Annotated in this window: 19 protein-coding genes; 9 read left to right on the top strand and 10 right to left on the bottom strand. The window is 39.3% G+C overall.

Annotation, left to right across the window (positions count from 1 at the left end; genetic code table 11):
• The first annotated feature begins 25 nt into the window (after positions 1 to 25).
• The 3 genes from DM558_RS13055 to tcuB all read left to right on the top strand — a co-directional run bounded on the left by DM558_RS13055 (position 26) and on the right by tcuB (position 3,573).
• Positions 26 to 952, top strand: a complete 927-nt coding sequence (locus DM558_RS13055) for a LysR family transcriptional regulator (RefSeq protein ID WP_109704115.1) — start codon at positions 26 to 28, stop codon at positions 950 to 952.
• Between the two features lie 102 nt (positions 953 to 1,054).
• On the top strand, positions 1,055 to 2,452 hold the full coding sequence (gene tcuA / locus DM558_RS13050; protein WP_127164394.1) for an FAD-dependent tricarballylate dehydrogenase TcuA: 1,398 nt from the start codon (positions 1,055 to 1,057) through the stop codon (positions 2,450 to 2,452).
• Positions 2,452 to 3,573, top strand: a complete 1,122-nt coding sequence (tcuB, locus tag DM558_RS13045) for a tricarballylate utilization 4Fe-4S protein TcuB (protein WP_127164393.1) — start codon at positions 2,452 to 2,454, stop codon at positions 3,571 to 3,573. Before tcuA ends, tcuB begins: the two co-directional genes overlap by 1 nt.
• A 170-nt stretch (positions 3,574 to 3,743) precedes the next feature.
• On the opposite strand, the gene DM558_RS13040 is transcribed toward tcuB, so the two are convergent.
• The 4 genes from DM558_RS13040 to mrcB form a co-directional block, all read right to left on the bottom strand.
• Positions 3,744 to 4,145: an NUDIX hydrolase gene (locus DM558_RS13040; RefSeq protein WP_127164392.1), complete on the bottom strand. Its 402-nt coding sequence runs from the start codon at positions 4,143 to 4,145 to the stop codon at positions 3,744 to 3,746.
• Positions 4,145 to 6,157 (bottom strand): DNA helicase Rep, encoded by a 2,013-nt coding sequence (gene rep / locus DM558_RS13035; RefSeq protein ID WP_127164391.1) that lies wholly within the window; start codon positions 6,155 to 6,157, stop codon positions 4,145 to 4,147. Before rep ends, DM558_RS13040 begins: the two co-directional genes overlap by 1 nt.
• Positions 6,158 to 6,230: 73 nt before the next feature.
• Positions 6,231 to 6,851 (bottom strand): tetratricopeptide repeat protein, encoded by a 621-nt coding sequence (locus DM558_RS13030; protein WP_127164390.1) that lies wholly within the window; start codon positions 6,849 to 6,851, stop codon positions 6,231 to 6,233.
• Positions 6,852 to 6,866: 15 nt separating this feature from the next.
• Positions 6,867 to 9,173: a penicillin-binding protein 1B gene (gene mrcB, locus DM558_RS13025; RefSeq protein ID WP_127164389.1), complete on the bottom strand. Its 2,307-nt coding sequence runs from the start codon at positions 9,171 to 9,173 to the stop codon at positions 6,867 to 6,869.
• A gap of 257 nt (positions 9,174 to 9,430) precedes the next feature.
• Here mrcB and DM558_RS13020 point away from each other — a divergent pair, with 257 nt between their 5' ends.
• Entirely contained in the window at positions 9,431 to 10,027 is a 597-nt protein-coding gene (locus tag DM558_RS13020) for an AlgP family protein (protein ID WP_127164388.1), read from the top strand.
• Positions 10,028 to 10,129: 102 nt separating this feature from the next.
• Here DM558_RS13020 and DM558_RS13015 read toward each other — a convergent pair whose 3' ends face one another.
• The 6 genes from DM558_RS13015 to grpE all read right to left on the bottom strand — a co-directional run bounded on the left by DM558_RS13015 (position 10,130) and on the right by grpE (position 16,497).
• Entirely contained in the window at positions 10,130 to 10,681 is a 552-nt protein-coding gene (locus DM558_RS13015; RefSeq protein WP_127164387.1) for an L-threonylcarbamoyladenylate synthase, read from the bottom strand.
• Positions 10,681 to 11,745 (bottom strand): uroporphyrinogen decarboxylase, encoded by a 1,065-nt coding sequence (hemE, locus tag DM558_RS13010; protein WP_127164386.1) that lies wholly within the window; start codon positions 11,743 to 11,745, stop codon positions 10,681 to 10,683. Before hemE ends, DM558_RS13015 begins: the two co-directional genes overlap by 1 nt.
• Before the next feature lie 23 nt (positions 11,746 to 11,768).
• Positions 11,769 to 12,572: a 4-hydroxy-tetrahydrodipicolinate reductase gene (dapB, locus tag DM558_RS13005; RefSeq protein WP_127164385.1), complete on the bottom strand. Its 804-nt coding sequence runs from the start codon at positions 12,570 to 12,572 to the stop codon at positions 11,769 to 11,771.
• A gap of 10 nt (positions 12,573 to 12,582) precedes the next feature.
• Positions 12,583 to 13,710: a molecular chaperone DnaJ gene (dnaJ, locus tag DM558_RS13000; RefSeq protein WP_127164384.1), complete on the bottom strand. Its 1,128-nt coding sequence runs from the start codon at positions 13,708 to 13,710 to the stop codon at positions 12,583 to 12,585.
• Positions 13,711 to 13,901: 191 nt separating this feature from the next.
• Positions 13,902 to 15,821 carry a molecular chaperone DnaK gene (gene dnaK, locus DM558_RS12995; protein ID WP_127164383.1) on the bottom strand — a complete coding sequence of 640 codons (1,920 nt, stop codon included), beginning with the start codon at positions 15,819 to 15,821 and terminating at the stop codon, positions 13,902 to 13,904.
• Positions 15,822 to 15,951: 130 nt separating this feature from the next.
• Entirely contained in the window at positions 15,952 to 16,497 is a 546-nt protein-coding gene (gene grpE / locus DM558_RS12990; protein ID WP_127164382.1) for a nucleotide exchange factor GrpE, read from the bottom strand.
• Positions 16,498 to 16,795: 298 nt separating this feature from the next.
• On the opposite strand from grpE, the gene DM558_RS12985 reads away from it, so the two are divergent.
• The 5 genes from DM558_RS12985 (at position 16,796) to DM558_RS12965 (ending at position 21,944) form a co-directional block, all read left to right on the top strand.
• The gene (locus DM558_RS12985) at positions 16,796 to 18,427 is read left to right on the top strand and encodes a CTP synthase (protein WP_127164381.1); all 1,632 of its coding nucleotides are present in this window, start codon (positions 16,796 to 16,798) and stop codon (positions 18,425 to 18,427) included.
• 1 nt (position 18,428) lies between these two features.
• Positions 18,429 to 19,274 (top strand): 3-deoxy-8-phosphooctulonate synthase, encoded by an 846-nt coding sequence (gene kdsA, locus DM558_RS12980; RefSeq protein ID WP_127164380.1) that lies wholly within the window; start codon positions 18,429 to 18,431, stop codon positions 19,272 to 19,274.
• Between the two features lie 30 nt (positions 19,275 to 19,304).
• The gene (gene eno / locus DM558_RS12975) at positions 19,305 to 20,594 is read left to right on the top strand and encodes a phosphopyruvate hydratase (protein WP_127164379.1); all 1,290 of its coding nucleotides are present in this window, start codon (positions 19,305 to 19,307) and stop codon (positions 20,592 to 20,594) included.
• A 153-nt stretch (positions 20,595 to 20,747) separates the two neighbouring features.
• Positions 20,748 to 21,194, top strand: a complete 447-nt coding sequence (locus DM558_RS12970) for a phosphate-starvation-inducible protein PsiE (protein ID WP_127164378.1) — start codon at positions 20,748 to 20,750, stop codon at positions 21,192 to 21,194.
• Between the two features lie 57 nt (positions 21,195 to 21,251).
• Positions 21,252 to 21,944 (top strand): aspartate/glutamate racemase family protein, encoded by a 693-nt coding sequence (locus DM558_RS12965; protein WP_127164377.1) that lies wholly within the window; start codon positions 21,252 to 21,254, stop codon positions 21,942 to 21,944.
• Positions 21,945 to 21,954 lie beyond the last annotated feature (10 nt).

Here is a 21,954-nt window from a genome sequence, read left to right as displayed (position 1 = left end):
TAAGTTATAAAAATAGGTAGCCATCATGGAGTTACGACAACTTCGCTCTTTTATATTAATCGTTGAACAGGGCAGCATAGGTAAAGCCGCTAAACATTTGAATGTAGGCGCCTCTGTTTTGAGCCAACAGTTATCAAAATTAGAATCAGAACTTGCTACTCGCTTGCTACAACGCTCCCCTTTAGGCGTAACACCGACGCCAGCAGGACTTGCTTTTTTAAAACAAGCACGCCAAGTACTACGCTATGCTAACCAAGCGATAGAAGCAGCTCAATCATCACGTCTTGTAGGCTATGTGAGTGTTGGTTTACCTCCTAGCACCGCCTCTATTTTAGGTGTACATTTTATCCAGCTGATGGCCGAACGCTATCCTGATATTAAAGTACACATTGTAGAAAGCTTATCTGGTAACCTCATCAAACTGATCAATAATCACCAACTTGATTTAGCGATTATTTTTAATCAACCCACTGATGAAAGCTGGACATCTGAACCGCTAATCAATGAGTCAATGTCACTGATTGGTAATAATGAATTCTTTAAACTCTATCATTTAGAAAACTATTTGGAACAAGAAACACTTCCATCAAACCATATAGAACCTTTACCTCTAGCATTACCCAGCACAGGCCATGGTCTAAGGCGCCTCATTGATAAAGAAATATCAAAACTCAACATCATCTATGAAATTGATGGCCTTAGTTTATTAATGAAAACAGTTGCTAGCCTATGTGTTGCTACTATTCAGCCTAGCAGCATTTTTATTAACCAACACTATCACCATTTAAACAGTTTAAAAATAATCAACCCAACGATTGAACGAACTAATTATTTAGTCAGTCTTTCTGAAGAGGTACTATCTCCCTCAGCACTAGCAGCAAAATCTGTTATACGTGCTTCTACAAATGATTTAATTCAGCAAGGTGCATGGTTAGGCACAAGCTTAATATAGTTGGGGTATTCAATTAAATTAACCCCCTCTACATTTTTTGCTACTTACTAGCATAGCTATATTTCCTTTACAGTGATAAAAAAATAATTAAAAGGATTAGCTATGTACGATGTTTTAGTAATTGGTGGCGGTAATGCGGCGCTCTGCGCAGCTATTACTGCACAGGAAGCAGGAGCTTCTGTACTGCTACTTGAAGCAGCACCTAAAGAATGGCGAGGTGGTAATTCTCAGCATACGCGCAATCTACGCTGTATGCATAATGCGCCTCAAGATGTTTTAGTTGAGGCCTATCCTGAAGAAGAATTCTGGCAAGACTTACTTAAAGTAACTGCTGGAAAAACAAATGAAACACTAGCACGATTAGTCATTCACTCAACAGAAAGCTGTCGAACATGGATGAAAAAACACGGTGTCAATTTTCAACCTCCACTTTCAGGTGCATTGCATGTTGCACGAACCAATGCATTTTTTATGGGTGGAGGTAAAGCGCTGATTAATGCCTATTATCGCAGTGCAATTGCCTTAGGGATAAAAATTAGATACAACACCAAAATAAAGGAGTTAGAATTAAACGATAGCAAATTTGTAGCAGCTATCGCTGAAGATGGTACACGCTTTGAAGCTAAAGCCTGTGTTTTAGCAGCGGGAGGGTTTGAATCAAACCTTAACTGGCTAAAAGAAGCATGGGGAAAAAATGAAGAGGGCGAATGGATTGCTGATAACTTCGTTATTCGCGGTACACGTTTTAACCAAGGAAATCTACTTAAATTCATGATTGATCAAGGCGCTGATATTATTGGTGATCCTTCACAATCGCATTGCGTTGCTGTAGATGCTAGAGCCCCATTATATGATGGTGGAATCTGTACCCGTATAGACTGCGTCTCACTAGGCATTGTCGTCAATAAAAATGCTCAACGCTTTTATGATGAAGGAGAAGACTTTTGGCCTAAACGGTATGCTATTTGGGGGCGACTTGTCGCCAAGCAGCCGAGTCAAATTGGCTTTTCTATTATTGATTCGAAATCATTGGGTCGCTTTATGCCCCCAGTTTTTGCAGGAAAAACCGCCAATACTATCCGAGAGCTCGCTGTACTATGCGATCTTAACCCAGAAAAACTTGAAAAAACTGTTAATGGTTTTAATCAAGCCTGCATAAAAGGTGAATTTAATCATACCGTACTGGATAATTGCCATACACAAGACTTAACGCCAGCAAAAACACACTGGGCAACCCCTTTGGATACACCACCGTTTTATGCCTATGCCTTACGCCCAGGCATTACCTTTACTTATTTAGGTCTAAAAGTTGAAGAAGACTCGGCAGTACGTTTTAACAACTTGCCAAGTCCAAATCTTTATGTCGCCGGTGAAATGATGGCCGGTAATGTACTAGGTCAAGGGTATACAGCGGGTGTTGGCATGTCTATTGGAACGACATTCGGACGTATTGCAGGTAAAAATGCAGCAAAAGCTGCTTTAATAAAAGAGACCATCTAATGAGTACTGCTAATCAATTAATTCCAGTTGTTCAGCTGTCTAAAAATGAACAAGAGGCGGCGGCGGCACTGCAAATTTGTAATGCTTGCCGTTACTGTGAGTCTTTCTGTGCTGTTTTTCAAGCCATGACTCATCGTCTATCCTTTAATCGTGCAGATATTCATTATCTAGCCAATATTTGCCATAACTGTGGTAACTGTCTTCATGCTTGCCAATATGCTCCACCACACGAGTTCGGCGTTAACATTCCTAAAGCGATGGCAAAAGTGCGTTTAGAAACCTACCAAAATTTCTCAATCCCTCGCTTTTTAGGTCAGCTCTATCAAAAAGCAGGTATTACTATGGTTAGTTTACTCACACTAACGTTTACTTTCTTTTTATTAGTGACTACTTTTTTCAATAACAACAGCCTATTTGGGTTATATCAGGGCAATTTTTACAGTATTTTCCCTCATAACTTTTTAGCCATCACTTTTGGTAGTATCTTTATTCTGGCTTTTTTACTGCTAGGGCTTGGTCTTACTAATTTTTGGCGACAAACCTCTCAAGTGATTAAAAATCAGGTAAAAGCTGTTGATATTAAAGATGCTACTAAAGATATCCTTACACTCAAGTACCTTGATGGGGGGCATGGCAAAGGCTGTAATGAAGATAGTGATCGTTATACACTGATTCGCCGCCGCTTTCACCACCTCACAATGTACGGTTTTTTACTGTGCTTCTTAGCCACCATTTTCGCTACAGGTTATCATTACTTTTTAGGGCTTGAAGCTCCCTATCCATTTTTTAGTTTACCTGTCATATTCGGTACAGTGGGTGGCTTGGGCTTAATAATAGGACCCGTAGGACTCTTATATCTTAATGTCAAGCGTGACCCACTGCATGGTGATGCTAAACAAAAACCAATGGATCGTGGATTTATTTTCTTATTACTGATCATTAGTGTAACAGGATTGGCCTTACTTGGATTTAGAAATACTTCAGCCATGGGTATTTTATTAATTATCCACTTAGCCAGTGTGATGACATTTTTTTTAACAATACCGTTTGGTAAATTTGCCCATGGCTTTTATCGGAGTACTGCCTTATTAAAGTTTCAAATAGAACAAAGAAACAACTAAATAATTAACACCCGATAAATAAAAGTAAATTGGCTATATTTAAAAAAATAATAAAAGTTGGCAAGTCTTTATCTTCGCCGTTCATCCGTATCTAAGGCGCAATTCCATAAGTAATCACATAATAGAAAGCCGCTCTATCAACGGCTTTCTATTCAAACAACTTAACTTTATTACTTTATCCAAAGAGGAATCACATAGGTATGCATCAGTGGCGCCATATTAATGGTGGTTATCTCTTTCTCAGTTAGCCATTTAGCCTCTGCTATTTCAGCGGCTACTGTTAACTCTGGACTATAAGGTAAATCTATTTTGAATAGCTCGGCCTTCACAATATAACCTGGCTCATTAGCGGCAGGGGCTTCAAACTGACCAATATACTTCGGCAAACTTAAATCAATTGCTAACAACAATTCTTCTTTAATTTCTCTAACTAAGGCTTCTATAGGCTTTTCATTAAGTTCTATCTTTCCGCCCGGTTGCATGAAAATTTCAGAACCTTGCTTACGAACCACTAATAAGCGATTAAGGGGATCAATAATGCATGCAGCAGCAATAGTAATTATTTTAGTCATTAGCTTTTCTTCTTTAATAAATCGCGGATATTAGACAGTGCCGTATTGCCTGCTTCGGCTTTTTGCTCAACAGGTGTATTCTCTAGCCCTTCGTATCTTAACTCTTCTTGTGGAAGTTCTGCTAAAAAACGGCTTGGCAAACAATCAATTACCTCACCATATTGGCGACGTTTTCCCGCATAGGTCAGAGTTAAATGCTGCTTAGCGCGTGTAATACCTACATAAGCCAAACGCCTCTCTTCTTCTATATTATCGACTTCAATACTAGAGCGGTGAGGCAGTAACTCTTCTTCCATCCCCATTAAAAATACAAAAGGAAACTCTAGCCCTTTAGAGGCATGCAATGTCATCAACTGTACCGCATCTTCCTCTTTTTCTTCTGCTTGGCGATCGAGCATATCTCTTAGCACCAATCGTGAAACCGCCTCTTCAATGGTCATTTTACCCTCGTCATCTCGCTCAAGGGTATTTTTTAACGCATCAATCAGAAACCACACATTACCCATTCTGGCTTCTGCCACTTTATCGTTGGAAGCATTTTGTCTAAGCCAAGTTTCATAATCAATATCAACCACCATACTGCGCAAGACTGCCACAGGATCACCTTGGCTGCATTGTTGACGAATGCTGTCCATCCAACTGGTAAAACGTTGTAAACGCTCGACAAAACGTTGGTCCAGCGTATCTAACAAAGCTCTATCACTGGCAGCATTATAAAGGGATGTACGCTGTTGAGTGGCATAATTACTCAGCTTTTCTAACGTCACCGAACCTATTTCACGGCGTGGAACATTAATCACCCGTAAAAAAGCGTTATCATCATCTGGATTTACTAACAAGCGCAAATAAGACATGATATCTCTCACTTCTTGCCGAGCGAAAAAACTTGTCCCTCCAGTAATGACATAAGGTACGTTGTGGTGTTGAAGTTTTAGCTCGATCAAACGAGCTTGATAATTACCACGGTAAAGAATTGCAAACTGCCCATAGGAGCGCTGTGTTTTTAACACAATGGCTTGTATTTCTGTTGCAACACGTTCAGCTTCGGCCTCTTCATTACGACAACGAATCACTCTGATTAAATCACCATCCCCTTTATCGCTCCATAATTTTTTCTCAAATACGTGGGGATTATTGGTAATTAAGTGATTAGCACACTTTAAAATACGACTCGTTGAACGGTAATTTTGCTCTAACATAATCACTTTTAAAGAGGGAAAATCTTGCTTTAGCTGCATCAAGTTTTCTGGCTTTGCGCCACGCCATGCATAAATAGATTGGTCATCATCACCTACTACCGTAAATTGTGCCCGATCTGCTACCAATAGCTTGATTAACAAATATTGGCTTGCATTGGTATCTTGATATTCATCGACCAATAAATAACGCACTTTATTACGCCAACGTTGTAATAAGGCTTCATTACCTTGAAAAAGCTTAACAGGCAATAAAATAAGATCATCAAAATCAACTGCATTATAAGCCTTTAATAGCCGTTGATAGTGCATGTAAAGATGCGCTAGCATTTGTTCATTGGCATTACGCGCTTGTTCTACAGCCTCGTTAGGTAAAACTAAATTATTTTTCCAGCGACTAATTCTATTCAGTGCCTCATCAATACCATCGTCACCCGCATATTCCTTATGCATAATTTCTTTCAGCAGTGACTTAACATCAGTATCATCAAAAATAGAAAAGCCTGCTTTATAGCCTAGCGTTAGATATTCTTTACGAATAATATTTAGCCCTAGGTTATGAAAGGTGGATACGGTTAAGCCTCGCCCCTCACCTTTACGCAATAAGCCGCTAACCCGCTCTTTCATTTCTCTGGCGGCTTTATTGGTAAAAGTCACTGCCACGATATGATGTGCTTTGATACCACACTCTTGAATAAGGTAAGCTATTTTCTTAGTGATTACACTGGTTTTGCCAGAACCTGCACCAGCAAGAACCAATAAAGGGCCACTAATTGAATGAACTGCCTCACGCTGACGGGGATTAAGAGAAGACATAGTAATTAGTTAAATAACATAAGCGAGAAAATAAAAAGGGAACAGCATATTCCCTTTTTATCTTTATAGAAAATTAAATACTGGTAGTTTTTTGCTGGCGTGCTTGATCTGCACCTACTTGGTCACCTTGCTTATCGCGTGCTTGTGCAACCACTTCCCACAGATTTGATTTCAGTTCTGCCTGCCCATCTGTCGTATAAGATAATGCTCTACGGGCTAACTGTTCTGCCACTTCAGCATCACCTTGTTGCAAGCGAATAACTGAAAGCATATATAACACCCTTGGTTCGCTTGGAGCAATACGTTGAGCACGCTCCGCACTTGCAGCTGCTTCATTCAAATTACCCGCATCTTTTTGTTGTTGTGCGGTTGTTAATAATGCAAGCACTGCATCATCTAAGGGTGCGCCACCACCATTATTGCTGACAGGAATACCTGTAGGAAGCGCTGAACTATCATGGACAGCAGCAGGTTGAACATCTTCATCAACCCCCTGAGGTATTGCTTGTGCAACAGCTTCATTTTTTGAAGGACTAGAAACGGGTGTTGTATTCTTTTCAAGAGGATTTGGCTTGTTCGATAAAGGAGAACTTGCATCAACAACAGGAATGGAATCTGGTTGATTCGTTCCACACCCCGACAAAACAACAATCGTACTAAACGCTAATGCTATTCTTTTCAACTTAACACTCATATTTTAATCCTAATATTAATTTATCCAACCACGTATCCAATCAGTCGTAGACCCATCTGGTCTCTTACATGATAAAGCTGGCGCAGGAGCAGTTCCTTTTATATAAGGAATCTGTATTGCATTAGGGCAATCTTCACCACTGCCCTCACCTGTTTCAGCATCTACCCAAGCATAAACCACATTACTGGGTAATGGCATATTTAAAGAAGTTGGTCTCGCCTCTTTCATAAAGCTAGACCATACTTGTAATGAACCTGATGCTCCCGTTAAAGAGGTATTACTATTATCATCTTTACCTAACCATACTGTTGCTAATATATCTTGGCCAAAGCCAGTAAACCAGCTATCTTTTAAATCATTTGATGTCCCTGTTTTTCCTGCTAGATTAATCGAACTTGGTACTTGATTATAAGCAGAACGGCCCGTTCCCTCTCTCATCACACGTTGCATAGCGAACTGTAACAAGTAAATAGCACCTGCATCAAAACGTTGCTGTGTTTCATAAGGATAACGACCAAGTCGATTACCTTTTGCGTCTAACACATTACGAATCGAGCGAACAGTTGTATCATAACCGCCATTGGCTATTGTCTGAAACATTTTGGATACGTCCATGGGTGTCATTGAGGCAGAACCCAATAACATGGCAGGATAAGCAGGATAATCATTATTTACCCCTAAACGCTTAATTGTCTTTAACACATTAGCTACGCCTACATCCATACCAATTCTTACCGTAGAAACATTAAAAGAATTAGCCAATGCTTGAAAAAAGAAAATATTACCATGAAACTTACGATCAAAGTTTTGTGGCCGCCACTCTTTACCACCGGCTAAAGGAACGGCATAAGGTTCATCTTGAATAAAAGTCGTTAACGTGTACCTTAAACTTTCTAATGCAGTTAAATAAACAGCAGGTTTCATTTGTGAACCAATAGGTCTAATCGCATCAATGGCTCGATTAAAGCCGACATAGTTACGATCACGACTACCGATTAAACCAAGTAATTCACCTGTTGATGGGTTAGTGATCACCATCGCCGCTTCTAAATCATTGGCACGATTACCTAAACGCTTTAATGTACCATCCAGAGCACGCTCAGCCTTAATTTGAATAATGGGGTCTAAACTGGTAAAGATTCTTAGGCCTTCTTCGGTTAAATCTTCTTCTTTATAATCTTCACGAAGTTGACGTTTCACCAAATCGATAAAAGCAGGGAATGAGCTAATCCCTAAACGTCCTTGAGGAATAACGCCTAAAGGTGCAGCTTTAGCTTTTGCTGCATCATTAGCAGAAATAATATTTTGCTCAGCTAAAACATCCAATACCACATTACGGCGCTCAGTAGCCAACTTAGGATTACGCCGAGGATTATAATAGGACGGTCCTTTTACCATTCCAACTAATAAGGCGATTTGTGGTAGTTTTAATTCAGAAATGGGTTGTCCAAAGAAGTATTGGCTTGCTAAACCAAATCCATGAATAGAGCGCTGCCCATCTTGCGCTAAAAAGACTTCATTTAAATAAGCTTCTAAAATTTCATTTTTATCATAATGCATCTCAAGCAATAAGGACATGATTGCTTCATTGGCTTTACGCTTAACTGTACGCTCATTGGTCAAATAAAAATTTTTAACTAGCTGTTGGGTCAGTGTACTACCACCTTGAGATAATTTTTTTCTTACAATGTTTGTATAAACAGCACGTGCAATACCTATCATGGATATACCATGGTGTTTATAAAAACGTTTATCTTCAACAGCAACAAGGGATCGGACAAGTAAGGGGGGAACTTGATCTAACTTAACCAATATTCTATCTTCATTATGGGCAGGATAAACCCCACCTATCAGCATTGGATCTAAGCGAACAAGCGGAATTTTTTGATTTTTTGAATCTGTAATCTGACTAACGGTATTACCAGAGAAAGAAACTGTAATCAGTTTTGCAGGTTCTTTTCCTTCATAAAAGTGGAAACCTCGAACATAAACACTGACATCATTGCCTTCCACATGCATCTGTCCAACATTGTTTACTGTCACAACAGAACTATAGCCTAAAGCATTAAGCTCTGTTAAAAAATCTTCTTTCGAAAGTTTCTGACCTTTATACAATTCAAGCGGGCGTGCATATACTTTAGCGGGTATTGTCCAACGCTTACCAGAAAACTTATCTTGAACTACAGCATCTAGATAAATAATATACGGTGCAATAACAACAATAGCGACTAATGATAATTTAAATATCCAACCAAACAATACTAGCCAACGACTGGATTGTTTTTTAGTTTTTTTTACTCGTTTTTTTTTCGATCTTTCCATGGCGCTATTATACTGATTTATCTAATAAACCGATAATCTTTTAATCATTCTAATCAAGTCAAATAATGATGCGTACAAACCCGCTATCATAAGCCAGCACTACAGAGAATTAACTAGAAATATTTAACTAAAAATACTAATTTTAAAACAATTTCCTACAGAAAAAATCTTATACAATACCGCCAATTGAGCTATGATATTAAGGCTAGTTAATAAGAATTAAATTGCACCAACTCATCGCTAAGGGAAAATGTAAAATGTCATCTACAAAAAAAACAGTTAGAACACCTCTGCATCTACTTCATGATCTAAGTGATACATTAGTTAACCAATTACAAACAGCTTGCATTGAGGCGCAGCAAGAAACAGAAAAAGCACTTACTAAACTAGAAAAACAACGTGTAAAAATACAAGAGAAGCTAGTCAAAACAGAAGAAAAGCTTGCTAAAGCCAATGAAGCGAACAAAGCCAAAGCTAAGGCTAAAGCACAAAAAGCAATTATTGAATTAAAAGACTCGCATAATAAACTACAAAATCAACAACAAAAACTATTTACTTACCTTAATACGTTAAAAAAAGACTCTACAAAAAGTTTGGATTTAGCCAAAGGCATTACACGGGTTAAAGAGCGCGTAAGTACCTTATTAAATCCTACAGCAGCAAAAGTAACATCAACTGCAACAAAAGCCCCAGTAAAGACAGCACCAGCGGTTGCCAAACAAACGTCAAGAACCGTAGCCAAAAAACCTATTGCAAAAACACCATCAAAACCTAGGGCAACAGCAGCATCTAAAACCACCCCAGTAAAAAGACCTGTAACAAGAGTTACAGCACCTAAAAAAACGGTATCTTAAATTATACTATTTAGCATCCTACAGAACTAATAAAGGGACTCTAAGAGTCCCTTTATTAATTAAACATTTAAACAACAGATGTAATTATCTTTCATCTTTTACTTAACGGTGTACTTTATTCGTTAGTAAATCACAAATTCGACTTGATGTTTTTGCGCCACCTAAACGACCATTTAAAATAGTCAGCCCAGTGTTATAAAAATATTTTTCTACCATTAACCGTGTTTTAGCTGATGGTTGCCCCGCGGGATTAGCAGAGGTAGATACAATAGGGCCCGTTAAATCACACAATGCTTTAACTAATGGATGATTCGTTACACGCAAGGCTACCGTTGCGTGGTCCCCTGTTATCCAATAAGGAACTCTATTATGATGAGGAACTAGCCATGTGAATGGCCCTGGCCAACTTTCCTCTAGTTTAACTCGATATTGCGTTGGTAAATCATGCAAAATAAAATCAAATTGTTCAATAGCACTCGCAATTAAGATAAGACCTTTTTTAATCGATCTATTTTTTAAAGCTAAAATTTTTAATGTTGCTTGCTCATTCCAAGGGTCACAGCCAATACCCCAAACCCCTTCAGTAGGATAAGCGACCACCGTACCTTGCTCAAGTAAATGAGCTACATGATGAATCTGCCATTTGCTGATCATTATGAATGATAACGCGCCGAAAGCTCGTGTACTGCATTAATAAATACAGCAGCATTATCAGGGTTAACCTCTGGCGTAATACCATGCCCCAAGTTAAACACATGCCCAGAGCCTTTACCATAAGAGGCTAAAATTCTTTGCACTTCTTTAGTAATGGCTTGTGAATTAGCATAAAGTACAGAAGGATCCATATTGCCTTGTAGTGCTATTTTTTCACCAACACGAAGTCTTGCTTCACCAAGGTCACATGTCCAGTCCAGTCCTAGTGCAGTAGCACCTGTATTCGCCATTGCTTCTAACCACTGCCCACCATTTTTTGTGAATAAAATAATGGGTATAGTTCTACCTTCGTGTTCTTTAATCAATCCATTAACAATTTGCTGCATATAAGCAAGAGAAAACTCTAAATAAGCATTAGAGGCTAAATTCCCCCCCCACGTATCAAAAATCTGAATAGCCTGTGCACCTGCTAAAATTTGACCGTTGAGGTAGCTAATAACGGATTGGGTAAGCTTAGCTAATAAAGCATGAACAATTTCAGGGGTATCATAAGCCATAGCCTTGATTTTACGAAAATCTTTACTTGAACCACCTTCGACCATATAAGTGGCTAGTGTCCACGGGCTTCCTGCAAAACCAATCAAAGGAACCCGGCCATTTAATTCTTTATAAATCGTACGAACTGCCTGCATAACATAGCCTAAATCCTTTTCAGGATCAAGTATTGGCAAGGCATTAACATCAGCCATAGTATTAATAACTTTTTTGAATCTCGGGCCTTCACCTGTCTCAAAATAAAGCCCTAGCCCCATGGCATCAGGAATCGTCAAAATATCGGAAAATAAAATAGCAGCATCAAGAGGAAAACGCTCAAGTGGTTGCAATGTAACTTCACAAGCTAATTCAGCATTTTTACACAAACTCATAAAGTCACCCGCTTTTTCGCGCGTTGCCCGATACTCTGGCAGATAACGGCCTGCTTGGCGCATCATCCAAACAGGAGTTACATCAACGGGTTGCTTCAATAAAGCGCGTAAAAAGCGGTCATTTTTCAATTTCATCACAACTACCCAATAGATTTTAAATACTAACGTAACCCTAACACATCCTGCATATCATATAAACCACTTCCTTGGTCTTGAAGCCATAAAGCAGAACGTACAGCCCCCTTAGCATAGATCATACGATTAGATGCCTTATGGGTAATTTCAACGCGCTCGCCTTCCGCAGCAAACAATACCGTATGGTCTCCCACAATGTCTCCTGCACGCACGGTTGCAAAGCCTATTGTTTCACGGTCACGTACACCTGTCTGCCCTTCTCTGCCATAAACAGCGACTTTGTTTAAATCTCTACCTAGCGCATTAGCAACTACTTCACCCATACGTAATGCTGTACCGGATGGAGCATCTACTTTGTTACGATGATGTGCCTCTAAAACCTCGATATCTACATCATCACCCAACACTTGTGCCGCCATATCTAAAAGCTTAAAACACAGATTAATACCAATACTGTAATTGGCTGAAAATACAATGGGAATTTGCTTAGATGCTTCGGCTATTTGTTGTTTCTGTGTTTCAGAAAAACCTGTCGTTCCAATAACAATTGCCTTTTTAGCCTTTACACAAAGGGCAAGGTTATTCATCGTGACTGAGGGATGAGTAAAGTCTATCAATACATCAAAATTATCTAGCTGATGCTCTAATGAACTATCAATAACAATCCCCACCTTCCCCAATCCGACAAGCTCTCCAGCATCTACACCTATCAATGAGCTAGTAGACTCAACAATTGCTGCGCCTAGTGTAGTCTTATCATTTTGGCAAATAACCTCAACTAAATTTTTACCCATTCGCCCAGCGGCGCCGATGACAGCAATACGTAACATAATCTATACCTTAGGATTTAAAACTTTCAAAAAAACTTTTCACGCTCTCAAACCATCCTGTAGCTTGTGGTGTTTGATGTGCGGAACCGTCAATTGTTTCACGTAGTTTTTCAAGTAACTCTCGTTGCTCTTTATCAAGTTTCACAGGAGTTTCGATAATTACCTTGCACAACAAATCACCAACAGAACCCCCTCGCACAGGCTTTATGCCCTTACCACGTAAACGGAAAATTTTACCTGTTTGGGTACCTTCTGGTATTTTTAATTTGACACGCCCATCTAATGTAGGCACTTCTAATTCGGCACCTAAGGCTGCATCAGGAAAGCTAATAGGAACTTCGCAATATAAATCTCGGCCATCGCGCTGGAAGATACTATGTTTTTTAACATTGATCACAACATACAAGTCACCGGCTGGGCCACCCATAGAACCTGCTTCACCCTCGCCTGACAAGCGTATTTTATCGCCAGTATCCACACCTTCGGGCACTTTGACAGACAATGTTTTTGTTTCTTGTACTCGACCTTCTCCATGACAATCTGGGCATGGATCTTTAATCACTTTACCTGAGCCATGACAATCTGGGCATGCTTGTTGTACTGAGAAAAAGCCTGCTTGCATTCTTACTTGACCATGACCGCCGCACGTTTTACAAGTTTCTGGTGTTGAACCTGCTTTAGCGCCAGAGCCATTACATGTTTTACAGCCCACATAGGTAGGAACCTTGATGGTAACTTCTTTGCCTTTTACCGCTTCTTCTAAGGTAAGATCTAATGTGTAACGTAAATCATGCCCTCTCTGGGCTCCACTGCGTCCACGTCGCCCGCCAGTATCACCAAAGATATCACCAAACATATCAAAAATATCTGAGAAACCAGCTCCACCACCAAAACCACCGCCACCCATTTGTGGGTCAACACCAGCATGACCATACTGATCATAAGCGCTACGCTTTTGGTTATCGGATAAAATCTCATAAGCTTCGTTGGCTTCTTTAAATTTTTCTTCTGCTTCTTTATTGTCCGGATTACGGTCAGGATGATATTTCATCGCTACTCGACGGTATGCTTTTTTTAACTCTACTTCTGTAACCGTTCTTTCCACTCCGAGAACTTCATAGTAATCGCGCTTTGCCATAACCTCTTTACCTAATACCCCTAAACAACACTTAATAAATAAAAGTCTAACAGATTAGATGATTTACCCTTAAAAAGGAATCAAATAACTACTTTTGTGAAAAGACAAATGATCCCTTCATAAATAAACAAACGCGGGAAAGTAATAAACTACCCGCGTTTGCATCACACTCTAAAGATAACTCCTATGAATTACTTATCTTTATTATCTTTAACTTCTTCAAACTCAGCATCTAACACATCATCGCCTTGTTTACTTTGGTCAGCGCCGGCATCATGTGCTTGACCTTGTGCTTGGTCAGCATAAGCTTTTTGTGCAACAGGTGCAGTTACATCATTTAAAGCTTTTACTTTCGCTTCAATATCATCTTTGCTGTCACCTTTTACAGCTTCTTCAACATCAGCAATCGCTTTTTCGATAGCCGCTTTTTCATCAGCTGTTACTTTATCACCTAAATCAGTAATCATTTTACGAGCCGCATGCGCTGTTTGATCACCCAAGTTACGTGCCGTTACAAGCTCTTCAAACTTACGATCTTCCTCAGCATTAGCCTCAGCATCACGTACCATCTTCTCAATCTCATCATCTGACAAACCAGAGTTTGCCTTGATCACGATTGATTGTTGTTTACCGGTTGCCTTATCTTTTGCCGATACGTTTAAAATACCATTAGCATCAATATCAAATGTTACTTCAATTTGTGGCACACCACGTGGCGCAGGTGGAATATCTGCCAAATCAAAACGACCTAAGGTCTTATTTTGAGCCGCTTGTTTACGCTCACCTTGTAATACATGAATCGTTACTGCGTTTTGGTTATCATCCGCGGTAGAGAATACTTGTGATTTCTTAGTAGGAATCGTTGTATTCTTATCAATTAACGGAGTCATTACGCCACCCATTGTTTCGATACCAAGGGTTAATGGTGTAACGTCTAATAATAATACGTCCTTAACATCGCCTGATAATACAGCACCTTGAATAGCCGCACCCATAGCAACAGCTTCATCAGGGTTAACATCACGACGAGGCTCTTTACCAAAGAACTCAGTTACTTTTTGTTGTACTAAAGGCATGCGAGTTTGACCACCCACAAGGATGACCTCATCGATTTTGCTTGCATCAAGACCTGCATCTTTTAATGCTATTTTACAAGGTTCTATCGTACGAGCAACTAAATCTTCTACCAATGCTTCTAATTTGGCACGTGTTACTTTTACATTTAAGTGCTTAGGACCTGTTTGGTCTGCTGTAATGTAAGGTAAGTTAACATCTGTTTGTTGGCTAGATGAAAGCTCAATCTTAGCTTTTTCCGCAGCTTCTTTTAAACGTTGCATTGCTAGTGGATCGCCTTTTAGATCCATGCCATTTTCTTTTTTGAACTCATCAGCTAAGTAGTCGATCAAGCGTAAGTCAAAGTCTTCACCACCTAAGAAAGTATCACCATTAGTCGCCAATACTTCAAATTGATGTTCACCGTCAACCTCAGCAATTTCGATCACAGAAACGTCGAAGGTACCACCACCTAAGTCATATACAATAATTGTGTGATCGCCTTTAGATTTATCCATACCATAAGCGAGCGCAGCCGCTGTTGGTTCATTAATGATACGTTTAACCTCTAAACCAGCAATTTTACCTGCATCTTTAGTTGCTTGACGTTGGCTATCATTAAAATAAGCAGGTACAGTAATTACCGCCTCAGTAACAGCCTCACCTAGATAATCTTCTGCTGTTTTCTTCATTTTCTTTAACACTTCAGCAGAAATTTGTGGCGGTGCCATTTTTTGGCCATTCACCTCAACCCATGCATCACCATTGTCCGCTTTGACAATTTTATAAGGCACTAAGCTGATATCTTTTTGTACAACACTTTCATCGAATTTACGACCGATTAAACGTTTAACTGCGTACAATGTATTATGTGGGTTAGTTACTGCTTGACGTTTAGCAGATTGACCCACTAAAATTTCGCCATCTTTTGTGTAAGCAATAACTGAAGGTGTAGTACGTGCACCCTCTGAGTTTTCAATAACTTTAGCAACACCATTTTCTAAAACAGACACACAGGAATTCGTTGTTCCTAAGTCTATACCAATAATTTTACCCATTTATAACTCTCCTGAAACTAAAATAACGTTGAACGTTGTTTCAATTAATTCGTATTTATATATTTAAACATTAAGCTTGCTAAATAAATAAGGGCGTTTTAGTAAATTTCAAGCCCTTTTTATATATTTTTTAAGGCGCTTTACTCACAACAACCATTGCAGGGCGTAATAATCTTCCATTAATCAGATAACCTTTTTGAAAAACCTTCAGCACTGTATTTGGTTCAACATTCTCACTAGGTTCCATTGCCATAGCCTGTTGTGTATCAGGGTTAAAAGGCTCTCCCTCTGGGTTAACTTCTTCAATATTGAAGCGCTTCAATGTATCTTTAAAAACTTTTAGTGTTAACTCCATTCCTTCACGAATCGCAGCAACTGAATCATGATCACCTACTGAAACCTCAATACCTCGCTCTAGGCTGTCTAATACAGGCAATAAATCAGAGGCAAATTTTTCTAAAGCAAACTTATGTGCTTTTTCAATATCCTGCTCAACACGACGACGCATATTTTGCACTTCAGCCGCTGCACGTAATACTTGATTTTTTGCTTCTTCTAATTCTGACTCTAACTCTGCAACTCTAGCACTTTCACCACATTGCTCATTCGTTAGTTTTTGCTCTTCTGTATTCTCAATATCATTTGATTCTGCCGCTTGCTTTTGCTCTTCGCTCATAGGTTTCTCCTTCTAGAACTTGCTAAAATCCAAACAAACTTTAACTGCTAACAAATATGGGGGATTTTTTTTTACTTTCAAGTAGAAATATACTTTTTTATGATAAAACGACTCTATTGAGTATAAATCATGGACGGACAAGCAACATTAAGGTAGACTATTATCCCGTCTTAAATTTAAAGCAATTCAACCCAAAAGTCCTTTACACATTTCTTTATCTTATTGAAATAAATTAGATTTTGGTTATATATTGCTATTTTAGGTTATTTATCAACCTTCATTGATGCTAGGATTTCTCATGACGCATTATATCTTCGTCACAGGCGGTGTTGTTTCTTCATTGGGTAAAGGCATAGCTTCTGCTTCTTTAGCCGCTATACTAGAGGCTCGCGGCCTTAAAGTTACTCTCCTTAAACTTGATCCTTATATTAATGTTGACCCCGGCACCATGAGCCCTTTTCAGCATGGCGAGGTGTTTGTCACAGATGACGGTGCTGAAACAGACCTTGACTTAGGGCATTATGAACGCTTTGTTCGTACCACAATGTCACAAAATAATAACTTTACCACAGGCCGTGTGTATGCGGATGTATTACGCAAAGAACGCCGTGGTGATTACTTAGGAGCAACCATTCAAGTCATCCCTCATATTACCGATGAAATTAAATACCGTATTATTAAAGGTGCTGGTGATGCTGATATCGCAATGGTAGAAATTGGAGGAACAGTGGGTGACATCGAGTCACAACCGTTCTTAGAAGCTATCCGTCAATTACGTGTAGAAGTTGGTGCTAAGCGTGCTATGTTAATGCATTTAACATTAGTTCCTTATATTGCGACAGCAGGCGAAACAAAAACAAAACCTACACAACACTCTGTAAAAGAGCTACGCTCAATCGGTTTGCAGCCAGATATTTTAATTTGTCGCTCAGATCACTCCATAGACTTCTCTTCACGTCGTAAAATTGCTTTATTTACTAACGTCGAAGAAAGAGCCGTTATTTCGCTTGAAGATGCCGATACTATTTATAAAATCCCCTCTATTCTTCACAAACAAGGGCTTGATGACTTCGTCGTGGAACGCTTTGGGCTAGAATGTGATCCTGCCAATCTTTCTGAATGGGATCGCGTCGTTGATGCGAAACTCAACCCAGAGAAAGAAGTAACAGTTGCCATGGTGGGTAAATACATGGAGCTGTTAGATGCTTATAAATCAATTATTGAAGCGCTCTCCCATGCGGGAATCCAAAACCGTACAAAGATCAATCTCCGCTATATTGACTCAGAAGATATTGAAGGAAAAGGTACGGAATTACTCGCGGGTGTAGATGCCATCTTAGTGCCAGGTGGATTTGGTTTACGAGGTGTAGAGGGCAAGATTAAGACAGTTCAATACGCTCGAGAAAATAAAATACCTTATCTGGGTATTTGCTTAGGTATGCAAGTGGCTGTTATTGAGTTTGCACGCCATGTTGTGGGAATGGAAAAAGCTAACTCAACTGAGTTTGACAAAATCACCCCATACCCTGTTGTCGGCTTAATCACTGAATGGCAAGATGCAACAGGCTCAACCGAGAAGCGCTCTGAAACATCAGACCTTGGCGGAACGATGCGCTTAGGTGGACAAAATTGTAAATTGGCGGCAGATTCCTCCATATACAATTGCTACCAAAGCGATATGATCAGAGAGCGTCATCGTCACCGTTACGAAGTGAACAACAATTTGTTGTCGCAACTCACGAATGCGGGTTTAAAAGTAACGGGGCGCTCAGAAGATGGTGCACTTGTAGAGGTTATTGAGGTTCCTGATCATCCTTGGTTTGTCGCTTGCCAATTCCATCCTGAGTTTACATCAACACCTCGTGATGGGCATCCACTATTCAGTGGTTTTATCAAAGCAGCAATTAAACAACATGAATTAAAGGGCTAATATGACTCAAAGAACTATTCGTGTTAAAAACATCGACATTGCCAATGATAAACCCTTTGTTTTATTTGGTGGAATGAATGTGCTTGAATCTCGCGATCTGGCACTTACTATCTGCGAATACTATAAAAAGGTCACAGATAAACTCCAGATCCCTTATGTTTTTAAAGCCAGTTTTGACAAAGCCAATCGCTCTTCTATCAACTCATTTAGAGGGCCCGGCTTAGATGAAGGTTTAAAAATTTTTGAAGAAATTAAAAAAACATTTGATGTTCCTGTAATAACAGATGTTCATGAGCCAGAACAAGCGGCACCTGTAGCAGAGGTTTGCGAGATAATACAACTCCCTGCCTTTCTGTCACGACAAACAGACCTTGTGATAGCCATGGCTAAAACCAATGCGGTTATTAATATAAAGAAAGCACAGTTTTTAGCTCCACAAGAAATGAAGCATATTCTTAATAAATGTTTAGAAGCAGGTAATGATCAACTAATTCTATGCGAACGCGGAACCAGTTTTGGCTATAACAACTTAGTGGTAGACATGTTAGGCTTTGGCATTATGAAAGCATTTGAATACCCTGTCTTCTTTGATGTGACTCATGCATTACAAATGCCCGGTGGCAGATCAGATTCAGCCGGTGGGCGTAGAGCACAAGTGACGGACTTAGCTAAAGCAGGTCTAAGCCAAGGGTTAGCTGGCTTATTTTTAGAAGCTCATCCTGATCCTGATCACGCAAAATGTGATGGTCCTTGTGCCTTACCGTTAGATAAGCTTGAACCTTTTTTAACTCAACTAAAACAACTGGATGATTTAATTAAATCGTTTCCTCCTGTGCAAACCGCTTAATGGCCTATACGGCTGTATTTTGGAGTAATAATGGCAAAAATTATTGAAATCAAAGGTCGTGAAATTTTAGATTCTCGCGGCAACCCTACAGTCGAAGCAGATGTAATACTTGATAATGGTATTATTGGTCGTGCCTGTTCTCCTTCTGGTGCTTCCACAGGTTCTCGTGAGGCATTAGAGCTTCGCGACGGAGATAAAGCCCGTTATTTAGGGAAAGGCGTGCTAAAAGCAGTTGCTAATATTAACGATCCCATTCGTACCGCACTCATTGGCAAAGATCCTGTAAAACAGGCTGAAATTGATCAAGTCATGATTGATTTAGATGGTACAGACAACAAAGAAAACTTAGGTGCAAATGCTATTTTAGCCGTGTCTTTAGCCACTGCAAAAGCAGCAGCTCTATCAGAAGGGATCCCTTTGTATGAGCACATTTCTAATTTGAATGGCACACCAAAACAATACAGCATGCCTGTTCCTATGATGAATATTATTAATGGCGGTGAGCATGCTGATAATAATGTTGATATTCAAGAATTTATGATTCAACCTGTGAGTGCACCGACTTTTGCAGAGGCACTCAGAATGGGCGCTGAAATTTTTCATAATTTAAAGGCTATCTTAAAAGAACGTAAACTCAACACCGCCGTTGGTGATGAAGGTGGATTTGCACCTGATTTCTCATCCAATGAAGCGGCATTGGCAGCTATTGTTGCAGCAGTAGCAAAAGCAGGTTACAAGCTAGGCGAAGACGTAACACTCGCTCTAGACTGTGCTTCCAGTGAGTTTTATAAAGATGGAAAATATGTTTTAAGTGGTGAAGATAAATCTTTCACCTCTGCGGAGTTTGCTGATTATTTAGATAACTTAACTAACTTATACCCCATTATTTCCATCGAAGATGGGATGGATGAGTCAGACTGGGACGGTTGGAAAGTATTAACTGATAAAATAGGAAAGAAAACGCAACTCGTAGGTGATGATCTTTTTGTGACCAATACTAAAATTCTCAGAGAAGGAATCGAAAAGGGAATCGCTAATTCGATTCTGATTAAGTTCAATCAAATTGGCTCATTAACGGAAACACTTGAAGCCATTAGAATGGCTAAAAAAGCAGGTTATACCGCTGTTATTTCTCATCGAAGCGGCGAAACAGAAGATGCAACTATTGCTGATTTAGCTGTTGGAACTGCCGCTGGGCAAATTAAAACAGGTTCTCTCTGCCGCAGTGACCGTATGGCCAAATACAACCAACTCCTTCGTATCGAAGAAATTCTAGGTGATAAAGCTCCTTACAATGGACGCAAAGAGTTTACTCGATAAATACCATCCCCATTGCAGGGTGAAATCATCCTGCAATGTCTACTTTAAAATTCTTAATATAAAAAATTAATCATCACTTTATTTACTCCCATCGTTATTAAACCCGCTATAATACAGACTCCTGCACTTAAAATTATGTTAGGTAAAATAACAATGTCTAAAAATAAAATAGACCTATTTAGAGAAGCTTTTAATAAGCAAGCAGACTCTCTCGGTAATTTATTTGTTGAAGTATTTCATTATATTGCTCTGTTTGCAGTGGGTGCCATTATTGCTTGGGCAGCACTACAAGAGTTCTTAAGTATTTTCACAGCGCATAAAGAGCTAGTTGATGGTATTTTAATGCTCTTTATATACCTTGAGCTAGGTGCCATGGTTGGTATTTACTTTAAAACTAAGCGAATGCCTGTACGTTTTCTTATTTATGTTTCTATCACCGCACTTACTCGTTTATTGATTTCTGATATCTCCCATAACCATAAACCGAGCTGGGGTATTATTCAGGTCTGCGGGGCTATTTTGTTATTATCTATCGCCGTCTTAATTGTGCGTATCGCTTCATCCCGCTTTCATGTGAAAGAAGAGGATGAAAGTAAATAATCACAAGACGCTCAGTAAATATTGTATATTTTTTAATAGAAAGAAGGATTTGACTCCATGAAAACTATTGGTTTACTCGGTGGAATGAGCTGGGAAAGCACCACCGATTATTATCGTTTGATAAACACAAAAATCAAAGAACAACTAGGCGGTTTACACTCAGCCAAACTCGTCTTATACAGTGTCGATTTTGCCGAAATCGAAATCTTACAACAGCAAGGAAACTGGCAAAAGGCTGGGCAGTTATTAACAGATGCAGCTCAAAATATAGAGAAGGCGGGAGTTGACTTTTTACTTATTTGTACAAATACCATGCATATTGTTGCCGATACGATTGCCCACAATATCCAAATCCCCATTATCCATATTGCTGATGCAACAGGTGATGCATTATTGAACAAAGGGATTACACAAGTAGGGTTGTTAGGCACTGCATTTACAATGGAGAAAGACTTTTACAAAAAACGGCTTATAGATCAATACGGCTTGCATGTTATTACACCTGACTCAGCAGATAGAAAGAGAGTGCATACTATCATCTATGACGAACTTTGCTCTGGAATTATAAGGCAATCTTCAAAAGAAACTTATCTATCCATTATTGATAAGCTTGTTGAAAATGGGGCACAGGCAATTATTTTAGGCTGTACTGAAATAGGCATGTTAATAAAACAATCTGACACATCTATCCCCTTATTTGATACAACACTTATTCATGCAGAAAAAGCTGTCACATTGGCATTAACTTAGGCAATTTAAG

The sequence above is a fragment of the Entomomonas moraniae genome, assembly GCF_003991975.1.
Taxonomy (GTDB): domain Bacteria; phylum Pseudomonadota; class Gammaproteobacteria; order Pseudomonadales; family Pseudomonadaceae; genus Entomomonas; species Entomomonas moraniae.
Note: the sequence above shows the minus strand (reverse complement) of the source record. Positions and strands in the feature narration are given on the sequence as shown.

Coding starts and splice junctions, on each gene's coding strand:
- DM558_RS13055 (WP_109704115.1), top strand. CDS start 26: ATGGAGTTACGACAACTTCGCTCTTTTATATTAATCGTTGAACAGGGC.
- tcuA (WP_127164394.1), top strand. CDS start 1,055: ATGTACGATGTTTTAGTAATTGGTGGCGGTAATGCGGCGCTCTGCGCA.
- tcuB (WP_127164393.1), top strand. CDS start 2,452: ATGAGTACTGCTAATCAATTAATTCCAGTTGTTCAGCTGTCTAAAAAT.
- DM558_RS13040 (WP_127164392.1), bottom strand. CDS start 4,145: ATGACTAAAATAATTACTATTGCTGCTGCATGCATTATTGATCCCCTT.
- rep (WP_127164391.1), bottom strand. CDS start 6,157: ATGTCTTCTCTTAATCCCCGTCAGCGTGAGGCAGTTCATTCAATTAGT.
- DM558_RS13030 (WP_127164390.1), bottom strand. CDS start 6,851: ATGAGTGTTAAGTTGAAAAGAATAGCATTAGCGTTTAGTACGATTGTT.
- mrcB (WP_127164389.1), bottom strand. CDS start 9,173: ATGGAAAGATCGAAAAAAAAACGAGTAAAAAAAACTAAAAAACAATCC.
- DM558_RS13020 (WP_127164388.1), top strand. CDS start 9,431: ATGTCATCTACAAAAAAAACAGTTAGAACACCTCTGCATCTACTTCAT.
- DM558_RS13015 (WP_127164387.1), bottom strand. CDS start 10,681: ATGATCAGCAAATGGCAGATTCATCATGTAGCTCATTTACTTGAGCAA.
- dapB (WP_127164385.1), bottom strand. CDS start 12,572: ATGTTACGTATTGCTGTCATCGGCGCCGCTGGGCGAATGGGTAAAAAT.
- dnaJ (WP_127164384.1), bottom strand. CDS start 13,710: ATGGCAAAGCGCGATTACTATGAAGTTCTCGGAGTGGAAAGAACGGTT.
- dnaK (WP_127164383.1), bottom strand. CDS start 15,821: ATGGGTAAAATTATTGGTATAGACTTAGGAACAACGAATTCCTGTGTG.
- grpE (WP_127164382.1), bottom strand. CDS start 16,497: ATGAGCGAAGAGCAAAAGCAAGCGGCAGAATCAAATGATATTGAGAAT.
- DM558_RS12985 (WP_127164381.1), top strand. CDS start 16,796: ATGACGCATTATATCTTCGTCACAGGCGGTGTTGTTTCTTCATTGGGT.
- kdsA (WP_127164380.1), top strand. CDS start 18,429: ATGACTCAAAGAACTATTCGTGTTAAAAACATCGACATTGCCAATGAT.
- eno (WP_127164379.1), top strand. CDS start 19,305: ATGGCAAAAATTATTGAAATCAAAGGTCGTGAAATTTTAGATTCTCGC.
- DM558_RS12970 (WP_127164378.1), top strand. CDS start 20,748: ATGTCTAAAAATAAAATAGACCTATTTAGAGAAGCTTTTAATAAGCAA.
- DM558_RS12965 (WP_127164377.1), top strand. CDS start 21,252: ATGAAAACTATTGGTTTACTCGGTGGAATGAGCTGGGAAAGCACCACC.